This window comes from Mesorhizobium sp. M2A.F.Ca.ET.039.01.1.1 (assembly GCF_003998035.1).
Lineage (GTDB): Bacteria > Pseudomonadota > Alphaproteobacteria > Rhizobiales > Rhizobiaceae > Mesorhizobium.
Map to the genome: position 1 here is coordinate 1 of NZ_RZRY01000203.1, position 9381 is coordinate 9381.

8 protein-coding genes are annotated in these 9381 nt (G+C 63.3%); all 8 read left to right on the forward strand.

Annotation, left to right across the window (positions count from 1 at the left end; translation table 11 throughout):
- The coding region (locus EOA24_RS17005; RefSeq protein WP_127409919.1) for an NADH-quinone oxidoreductase subunit L at nt 1-1097 on the forward strand (1097 nt) is incomplete at its 5' end.
- Complete coding sequence (locus EOA24_RS17010; RefSeq protein WP_126082116.1) at nt 1097-2602, forward strand: NADH-quinone oxidoreductase subunit M; 1506 nt, start codon at nt 1097-1099, stop codon at nt 2600-2602. The genes EOA24_RS17005 and EOA24_RS17010, both read left to right, overlap by 1 nt.
- Nucleotides 2603-2616: 14 nt before the next feature.
- Nucleotides 2617-4053 carry an NADH-quinone oxidoreductase subunit NuoN gene (gene nuoN / locus EOA24_RS17015; protein WP_126082117.1) on the forward strand — a complete coding sequence of 479 codons (1437 nt, stop codon included), beginning with the start codon at nt 2617-2619 and terminating at the stop codon, nt 4051-4053.
- A gap of 4 nt (nt 4054-4057) precedes the next feature.
- Nucleotides 4058-4879, forward strand: coding sequence for a biotin--[acetyl-CoA-carboxylase] ligase (locus tag EOA24_RS17020; RefSeq protein WP_126082118.1), 822 nt, complete (start codon nt 4058-4060; stop codon nt 4877-4879).
- 94 nt (nt 4880-4973) lie between these two features.
- Nucleotides 4974-6644 (forward strand): ribonuclease J, encoded by a 1671-nt coding sequence (locus EOA24_RS17025; protein ID WP_126082119.1) that lies wholly within the window; start codon nt 4974-4976, stop codon nt 6642-6644.
- 134 nt (nt 6645-6778) lie between these two features.
- On the forward strand, nt 6779-7183 hold the full coding sequence (gene mce, locus EOA24_RS17030; RefSeq protein WP_126082120.1) for a methylmalonyl-CoA epimerase: 405 nt from the start codon (nt 6779-6781) through the stop codon (nt 7181-7183).
- On the forward strand, nt 7180-7464 hold the full coding sequence (locus EOA24_RS17035) for a DUF1467 family protein (protein WP_042643142.1): 285 nt from the start codon (nt 7180-7182) through the stop codon (nt 7462-7464). Before mce ends, EOA24_RS17035 begins: the two co-directional genes overlap by 4 nt.
- A 575-nt stretch (nt 7465-8039) precedes the next feature.
- Nucleotides 8040-9368 carry a proline--tRNA ligase gene (gene proS / locus EOA24_RS17040; RefSeq protein ID WP_127409920.1) on the forward strand — a complete coding sequence of 443 codons (1329 nt, stop codon included), beginning with the start codon at nt 8040-8042 and terminating at the stop codon, nt 9366-9368.
- Nucleotides 9369-9381 lie beyond the last annotated feature (13 nt).

Consider the following 9381-nt stretch of genomic DNA (forward strand, 5'->3'; position numbering starts at 1 on the left):
ACTCGGCGCTGACCGTCGTCACCTTCATCGGCGCCTTCACCGCCTTCTTCGCGGCGACCGTCGGCCTCGTCCAGAACGACATCAAGCGCGTCATCGCCTATTCGACCTGCTCGCAGCTCGGCTATATGTTCGTGGCGCTCGGCGTCGGCGCCTATGGCGCGGCGATCTTCCATCTGTTCACGCACGCCTTCTTCAAGGCACTGCTGTTCCTCGGCTCCGGCTCGGTCATCCACGCGGTGTCCGACGAGCAGGACATGCGCAAGATGGGCGGGCTGCGCAAGCTGATCCCGACCACCTACTGGATGATGATTGTCGGCACGCTGGCGCTGACCGGCGTCGGCATCCCGGCAACGGTGATCGGCACCGCCGGTTTCTTCTCCAAGGACGCAATCATCGCGACCTCCTTCGCCAGCCACAATGCGGTCGCCGGCTTTGCCTTCATCCTGCTGGTGGTCGCCGCCTGCTTCACCAGCTTCTATTCGTGGCGCCTGATCTTCATGACCTTCCACGGCGAGCCGCGCGCCAGCCACGAGGTCATGCATCATGTCCATGAATCGCCGCCGGTGATGCTGGTGCCGCTCTATGTTCTGGCGGCCGGCGCGCTGTTCGCGGGCATCATCTTCCACGGCGCCTTCATCGGCGAGGGCTATGCCGAATTCTGGAAGGCGTCACTGTTCACGCTGCCGGACAACCATATCCTGCACGAGATCCACGAGCTGCCGCTCTGGGTGGAACTGGCGCCATTCGTGGCCATGGTGATCGGCCTGCTGGTTGCCTGGAAGTTCTATATCCGCTCGCCGGAACTGCCTCGCAGCGTCGCCGCCAACCACCGCCTGCTCTACGCCTTCCTGCTCAACAAGTGGTACTTCGACGAGCTCTACGACATCCTGTTCGTTCAGCCGGCCAAGCGCCTCGGCAGGTTCCTGTGGAAGACCGGTGACGGCACGATCATCGACGGGCTCGGCCCCGACGGCATCTCGGCGCGCGTCGTCGACGTCACCAACCGCGTCGTCAAGCTACAGACCGGCTACCTCTACCACTATGCTTTCGCCATGCTGATCGGCGTGGCCGCTCTCGTCACCTGGATGATGCTCTGATGACCGACTGGCCAATCCTCTCGCTGGTCACCTTCCTGCCGCTGGTTGGTGTTCTCTTCATTCTGCCGATCAGCGACGACAGCGAAAACGCGCGCCGCAACATCCGCGGCATCGCGCTTGCGACGACAACTTTCACCTTCCTGGTGTCGCTGTTCATCTGGAAGGGCTTCGACAATTCGCAGGCCGGCTTCCAGTTCGTCGAGAAATACGCCTGGCTGGATTCGGGCATTTCCTACCACATGGGCGTCGACGGCATCTCGATGCTGTTCGTCATCCTGACGACGTTCCTGATGCCGCTTTCCATCCTCGCCTCCTGGGAAGCGATCGAGAAGCGGGTCAAGGCCTATATGATCGCCTTCCTGATCCTCGAGACGCTGATGATCGGCGTGTTCTGCGCGCTCGACATCGTGTTGTTCTACGTCTTCTTCGAGGCCGGCCTGATCCCGATGTTCATCATCATCGGCGTCTGGGGCGGCAAGCGGCGCGTCTATGCCTCGTTCAAGTTCTTCCTCTACACGCTCGCCGGTTCGGTGCTGATGCTGCTCGCCATCATGGTGATGTTCTTCCAGTCGGGCACCACGGATATCCCGACACTGCTGACGCATCAGTTCCCGGCCAACATGCAGACCTGGCTGTGGCTGGCCTTCTTCGCGTCCTTCGCGGTGAAGATGCCGATGTGGCCGGTGCACACCTGGCTGCCTGATGCCCACGTGGAGGCGCCGACGGCGGGCTCGGTCATCCTGGCAGCCATCCTCTTGAAGATGGGCGGGTACGGCTTCCTGCGCTTCTCGCTGCCGATGTTCCCGGAAGCGTCGGCGATGTTCGCGCCGCTGGTGTTCACGCTCTCCGTCGTCGCCATCATCTACACCTCGCTGGTGGCGCTGATGCAGGAGGACATGAAGAAGCTGATCGCCTATTCGTCGGTCGCCCATATGGGCTTCGTGACCATGGGCATCTTCGCCATGAACCAGGAAGGCGTGCAGGGCGCGATCTTCCAGATGCTCAGCCACGGCCTCGTGTCGGGCGCGCTGTTCCTGTGCGTCGGCGTCATCTACGACCGCATGCATACGCGCGAGATCGACGCCTATGGCGGCCTCGTCAACAACATGCCGAAATATGCCACCGTCTTCATGATCTTTACCATGGCCAATGTCGGCCTGCCGGGCACCAGCGGCTTCATCGGCGAGTTCCTGACCATGCTCGGTGTGTTCAAGGTCAACACCTGGGTGGCGTTCTTCGCCGCGACCGGCGTCATCCTGTCGGCGGCTTACGCGCTTTGGCTGTATCGACGCGTGATCTTCGGCGCGCTGACCAAGGACAGCCTGAAGAACCTGCTCGATCTTTCGCCGCGCGAGAAGGCGATCATCTACCCGCTAGTGGTGCTGGTCATCTTCTTCGGCGTTTATCCGGCGCCGGTGTTCGACGCGACGGCCCAATCGGTCAAGGCGCTCGTCACCAACGTCACCGCATCCATCAATTCCGCGCAGACCGCGGCGGCGAACTGACCGGGGAATAGACCATGACGCCGGACCTTCTCTCCAGCCTTTCACTCTCGACGCCGGAACTGATCCTCGCTGTCGGCGCGCTGGTGCTCCTGATGATCGGAGCCTATTCGCGCTCCAACAACACCATGACCGTGACCGGCCTGGCCGTCCTTGTGCTGGTGGTGGCCGGACTCTGGCTCGCCTTCTCCGGCGGGCAAGGCGCTGCCTATGGCGGCGCCTTCGTGCAGGATGCCTTCGGCGCCTTCATGAAGATGCTGGCACTGATCGGATCGGCGGTTTCGCTGGTGATGTCGATGCGCTTTGCGCGCCAGGAGCATTTCGACAAGTTCGAGTTCCCGGTGCTTATCCTGCTCTGCACGCTCGGCATGCTTCTGATGATCTCGGCCAACGGCATGATCGGGCTTTATCTCGGGCTCGAGCTGCAATCGCTGGCGATCTATGTGCTGGCGGCGATCAACCGCGACAATTTGCGCTCGACCGAGGCGGGCCTGAAATATTTCGTCCTCGGCGCGCTGTCCTCGGGCATGCTGCTCTACGGCATCAGCCTCGTATACGGTTACACCGGCAACACCGGCTTCCAGGAGATCGCGACGGCCCTTGGCAGCGGCGAGCGCCAGCTCGGCCTCGTCTTCGGCCTGGTGTTCGTGCTCGCCGGCCTCGCCTTCAAGATCTCGGCCGTGCCGTTCCACATGTGGACGCCGGACGTCTATGAGGGCGCGCCGACGCCGATCACCGCCTTCCTGGCGGCGGCGCCGAAAATGGCGGCGATGGCGCTGATCGTGCGCGTCACCATGGGCGCCTTCAAGCCGATCGCCGCCGATTGGCAGCAGATCGTCGTCTTCATCTCGATCGCCTCGATGGCGCTCGGCGCGTTCGCGGCCATCGGCCAGACCAACATCAAGCGCCTGATGGCCTATTCCTCGATCGGCCACATGGGCTACGCGCTGGTCGGCCTTGCCGCCAACAGCCAGGCCGGCGTGCGCGGCGTCGCCATCTACATGCTGATCTATCTGGTGATGACGCTCGGCACCTTCGCCTTCATCCTCGCCATGCGCCGCAAGGAAGGCAATGTCGAGCAGATCAGCGACCTTTCCGGTCTCGCCTCGACCAACCCGGTCATGGCCACCATCCTCACCATCCTGATGTTCTCGCTGGCCGGCATTCCGCCGCTCGCGGGCTTCTGGGGGAAATGGTATGTGTTCCTCGCCGCCATCAACGCGCATCTTTACGCCCTGGCAATCATCGGCGTTCTGGCCTCGGTGGTGGGCGCCTACTATTACCTGCGCATCATCAAGATCATGTGGTTCGACGAGCCTGTCGGCGGCTTCGTTCCGATGGCCAGCGAGCTGCGCCTTGTGCTCGGCGTCAGCGGCGCCTTCGTGCTGTTCTACGTGCTGATCGGCGGACCGATCGGCAGCTACGCCGAAGCCGCCGCGAAGACCTTCTTCTGACGGGATGGCGTTTCGGCTGGCTCCAACCGCGGCGTCGGAGGGGTTCCGGCTCGAGGCGCATGACAGCGTCGGCTCCACCAACGCGCTGGCGCTGGAGCACGCGCGCGCCGGCGATCCCGGCAAGCTCTGGGTCGTTTCGAAGAAGCAGGAGAGCGGCCGCGGCCGGCGCGGGCGCGCCTGGGCGACGCCGGAAGGCAATCTTGCGGCGACACTGCTCCTGGTTCCGGGCGGCGAGCTGCGGCTGGCAGCGACCCTCGGCTTCGTCGCGGGGCTGGCGCTGGCCGACGCGCTCGACGCCGTCGTGCCGAAAGGCCGGATCGCCGTCGCCTTGGATGGCGCGAGCCAGGGGCGCAACCGCTTCGAGCTGAAATGGCCGAACGACGTGCTGGCCTCGGGCGCCAAGCTTGCCGGCATCCTGCTGGAATCGGCGATGCTGGAAGGCGGCCGTTTCGCGGTCGCCATCGGCATCGGCGTCAATGTCGCGGCTTATCCCGAGGACTTGCCTTATCCAGCGACCTCGCTCAGCGCGCTCGGCGCCGATTGCGATGCCGAAATGCTGTTCCTGGCGCTTTCGGATGCCTGGAGCGAGAATGCCAGGCTCTGGGACGACGGGCGCGGGCTCGATGCCATCAGAAAACACTGGCTTGCCCGCGCGGCGGGGCTTGGCGGCGAGGTTGCTGTCAGAATTGACGGCAATGTGGTGCGCGGCGTCTTCGAAACCATTGACGAGGACTGCCGTTTCGTGATCCGCGACGATGAAGGATCGGTTTTGACGATCGCGGCGGGCGACGTGCATTTCGGCGCTGTCGCCTCGGCCCGGGTATAGTTTTATTTTGCGCCGTTCCGGACGAAGTCATTGACTACGGTTTTCCCGGAATTGCTCCAACGGCTTGGCCTGACGGCCAGGAAGGAAAGAATTCATGGCGAATAGAGAAAACGCCGAGCTCGTTTTCGCGCCGTTGGGCGGCGTCGGCGAGATCGGCATGAATTTCGCCCTTTATGGTTATGGGCCCGCTGATGCGCGCGAATGGATCGTCGTCGATGTCGGCGTCACCTTTCCCGATAGCGCGCATCCCGGCGTTGATCTCATCCTGCCCGATACGCGCTTCATCGAGGAGAACATCGACGGCCTGCGCGGCATCGTCATCACCCACGCGCATGAGGACCATTACGGCGCGCTGCTCGATATCTGGCCGAGGCTCAAGGCGCCGGTCTGGATGACGCCGTTCACCGCAGGCCTGCTCGAAGCCAAGCGGCAGGGCGAGCAGAACGCGCCGAAGATACCGGCGTCCATCTACCGGGCCGGCGAGAAATTCACCATCGGACCGTTCGAGATCGAGGCCATTCCGGTGGCGCACTCGATTCCCGAGCCGATGTCGCTGGCGATCACCACGCCGGCCGGCACCGTCATCCATACCGGCGACTGGAAGATCGACCCGGAGCCGACGATCGGGCCGAAGACCGACGAGGCGCGGTTCCGCGCCTATGGCGACAAGGGCGTGCTGGCGCTGATCTGCGATTCCACCAACGCGCTGAGGGAAGGGGAGTCGCCGTCGGAAGTGGCGGTGGGCGAAGGCCTAAAGGGCGTCATCGAGAAGGCCAAGGGCCGCGTCGCAGTCACCACTTTCTCCTCCAATGTCGGGCGCATCGTCTCGATAGCGCGCGCGGCGCGCGATGCCGGCCGGCAGTGCCTGGTGCTCGGCCGCTCGCTGAAGCGCGTCATCGACGTGGCGGGCGAGCTCGGCTACATGGATGGCCTGCCGGAGTTCATCGCCGAGGAAGACTATGGCTATATCCCGCGCGAGAACCTGGTGATCATCTGCACCGGCAGCCAGGGCGAGCCGCTCGCCGCGCTGGCAAAGCTGTCGCGCGACGAGATGAAGTCGGTGGCGCTGACGGCCGGCGACACGGTGGTGTTCTCCTCGCGCACCATTCCCGGCAACGAGAGGGCGATCCTGGAAATCAAGAACCGGCTGATCGACCTCGGCATGAAGATCATCGAGGATGGCGACGCGTTGGTGCATGTGTCGGGCCATCCGCGCCGCAGCGAATTGCGCAAGATGTATGAATGGGTGCGGCCGCAGATCGGCGTTCCCGTGCATGGCGAGGCGGCGCATCTGGTGGCGCAAGGCTCGTTGATGTCGATGTCGGGCATCGGCCAGGTGGCGCAAGTGCGTGACGGCGACATGCTCAGACTCTGGCCCGGCCCGGCGACGATCATCGACCAGCTGCCGTTCGGCCGGCTGTACAAGGACGGGTTCTTGATCGGCACCGACCAGGCCATGGGCATACGCGACCGCCGCAAGCTCTCCTTCGCCGGTCATGTCGCGGTCAATGTCGTGCTCGACGACAAATACGAGCTCGCCGGCGACCCCGACCTGGTGGCGATCGGCGTGGCCGAGGCGGATGCCAGCGGCGAAACGCTGGAAGACCTGATGCTCGATGCGGCAATCGGCGCGGTGGACTCCATTCCGCGCCAGCGTCGAAAAGACCTCGACCTGGTGCAGGAAGCGGTGCGTCGCGCCGTGCGCGCCGCCGCCAACGAAGCCTGGGGCAAGAAGCCGCTGGTGACGGTGTTCGTCACGCGGTGACGAACAAGGGAATAGGGGAGTAGGGCAGTAGGGCAGTTGGGCAGTAGGGAAGAATGAGTGGTTACTTTCTTGTGCCTTTTTTCCCTACTCCCTTACTGCCCTACTCCCTTACTCCCCTAAAAGCGGAGCGCTTTATGCTTGGACGCCTGAACCATGTCGCGCTTGCCGTGCCGGATCTGGCTGCGGCGATGGCTGCCTATCGCGATATGCTGGGCGCGCGATTGAGCGCGCCGCAGGCGCTGCCGGAGCATGGCGTGACGGTGGTGTTCGTCGATGTCGGCAACACGAAGATCGAGTTGCTGGAGCCGCTGGGCGATGCCTCGCCGATCGCGGCGTTTCTCGAGAAGAACCCTTCGGGCGGCATGCATCACGTCTGCTATGAGGTCGACGATATCCTGGCTGCCCGCAACCATTTGAAAGCGAGCGGCGCACGGGTGCTCGGCGACGGCCACCCGAAGATCGGCGCGCATGGCAAGCCGGTGCTGTTCCTGCATCCCAAGGATTTCTTCGGTACGCTCGTCGAACTGGAGCAGGCATGAACTGGGTCCTGTTCGCGGCGCTGTTCTTCGTCACCTGGTGGTTGGTGCTGTTCATCGTTCTGCCGTTCAGCCTGCGCACGCAGGACGACGACAGGGATGTCACTCTTGGCACGGTTTCCAGCGCGCCGCGCGGGCCGCATATGCGGCGCGCCTTCCTGCGCGCGACGGTCGTGACGGTGGTCGTGATGGGTATTCTCTACGGGCTGACGATGGGGCTAGGATTCAGCTTCGACGACATCATGCGGATCATGCCGGACTTTAGTCCGAATACCCATCACTGACGCTGAGAACACGGTCTCCGCAAGTATTGCGAAGCATGCGCGCGCAGGGGTTGAGATCGGAAGCCGGCTTCCGATTTTCGCGAGCGCGGGACTGTCAAGCTGTTTGGCAGAGGGCTGGGCTAAGCAGATGATTGCACAAAAAAAATGCAAGGCACGAGGCCTTGCAATTTAAACGCGTCCGATCCGTTTCCGGTGTCCGGCGGCAGCGAGTTACCGCGCCTAGATCGCATCCTCCCAAGACTTTGACCGCGTAGGAGAGCAGATTTTTCTCCGCCCTCTCGGTTATCGGCGCACACTAGACCAAGGCAGGTGAAAATGTCACGAAGAATTTTGCCCGGAAACGGGCAATATCGTGCTGCACTGCACAATAGTGCGGCAAGGCTTGCTTGTGAATCGATCAAAAAGCCATTTGCGGCACTTTGCGGTCAAAATCGCCTTTTTGGTAAGGTGCAGAAGGCCCCATACTTTGGGGCACTCGGGTTTCCATTCGGCCATGAAATGGCTATGAAGCCCGGGCAAGCAGCCTCGGTTGCGCCGATTCCCCCGCGCGGCCATTTTCATTCACGGACCAGTCCATGCGTTTGTCGCGCTACTTCCTGCCCATTCTCAAAGAAAATCCCCGCGAGGCCGAGATCGTCTCGCACCGGCTGATGCTGCGCGCGGGCATGATCCGCCAGCAGGGGCAGGGCAGTTTTTCGTGGCTGCCATTGGGCAAGCGCGTGCTGGACAAAGTTTGCCAGATCATCCGCGAGGAGCAGAACCGCGCTGGCGCGCTGGAAATCCTGATGCCGACCATCCAGTCGGCGGATCTTTGGCGCGAAAGCGGCCGTTACAACGACTACGGCAAGGAGATGCTGCGCATCAAGGATCGGCAGGATAGCGACATGCTCTACGGTCCGACCAACGAAGAGATGGTCACCGAGATTTTCCGCGCTTACGTCAAGTCCTACAAGGACCTGCCGCTCAATCTCTACCACATCCAGTGGAAGTTCCGCGACGAGGTGCGCCCGCGCTTCGGCGTCATGCGCAGCAGAGAGTTCCTGATGAAGGACGCCTATTCCTTCGACCTCGATTTCGAGGGCGCCAGGGCCGCCTACAACCGCATGTTCGTCTCCTATCTCAGGACGTTCACGCGCATGGGCCTGCAGGCCATCCCGATGCGCGCCGATACCGGCCCGATCGGCGGCGACCTCAGCCACGAGTTCATCATCCTGGCCGAGACCGGCGAGAGCCAGGTGTTCTGCGACCGCGCTTATCTGTCGCTCGACGTGCCGGGCGCGAACACCAACTTCTCCGACGATGCCGAGATCGGCGGCATCGTGACGAAATGGACGACGCCTTACGCGGCCACCGACGAAATGCATGACGAAGCTGCCTGGGAGAAGGTCGCCGAAGGCGACCGGCTTTCGGCGCGCGGCATCGAGGTCGGCCATATCTTCCATTTCGGCGAGAAATACTCCAAGCCGATGAACGCCAAGGTGACCGGCCCCGACGGCAAGGACCATTATGCGTCCGGCGGTTCCTACGGCATCGGCCCGTCGCGCCTGGTCGCGGCGATCATCGAGGCGAGCCATGACGAGAACGGCATCATCTGGCCGGAAGCGGTGGCGCCTTTCGACATCGGCCTGATCAACATGAAGGTCGGCGACGCCGAATGCGACCGCGTCTGCGACGAGCTCTATGCGGCGCTGACCTCGGCCGGCAAGGACGTGCTCTATGACGACACCGACCAGCGGCCGGGCGGCAAGTTCGCCACCGCCGACCTGATCGGCCTGCCGTGGCAGGTGATCGTCGGCCCACGCGGCGTGGCGGCGGGCGAGGTCGAGATCAAGAACCGCAAGTCGGGCGAGCGCGAGACGCTGCCGATCGCCGAGGCCAAGAAGCGCCTGGGTATCGCCGCATGAGCGAGGCGGCGAC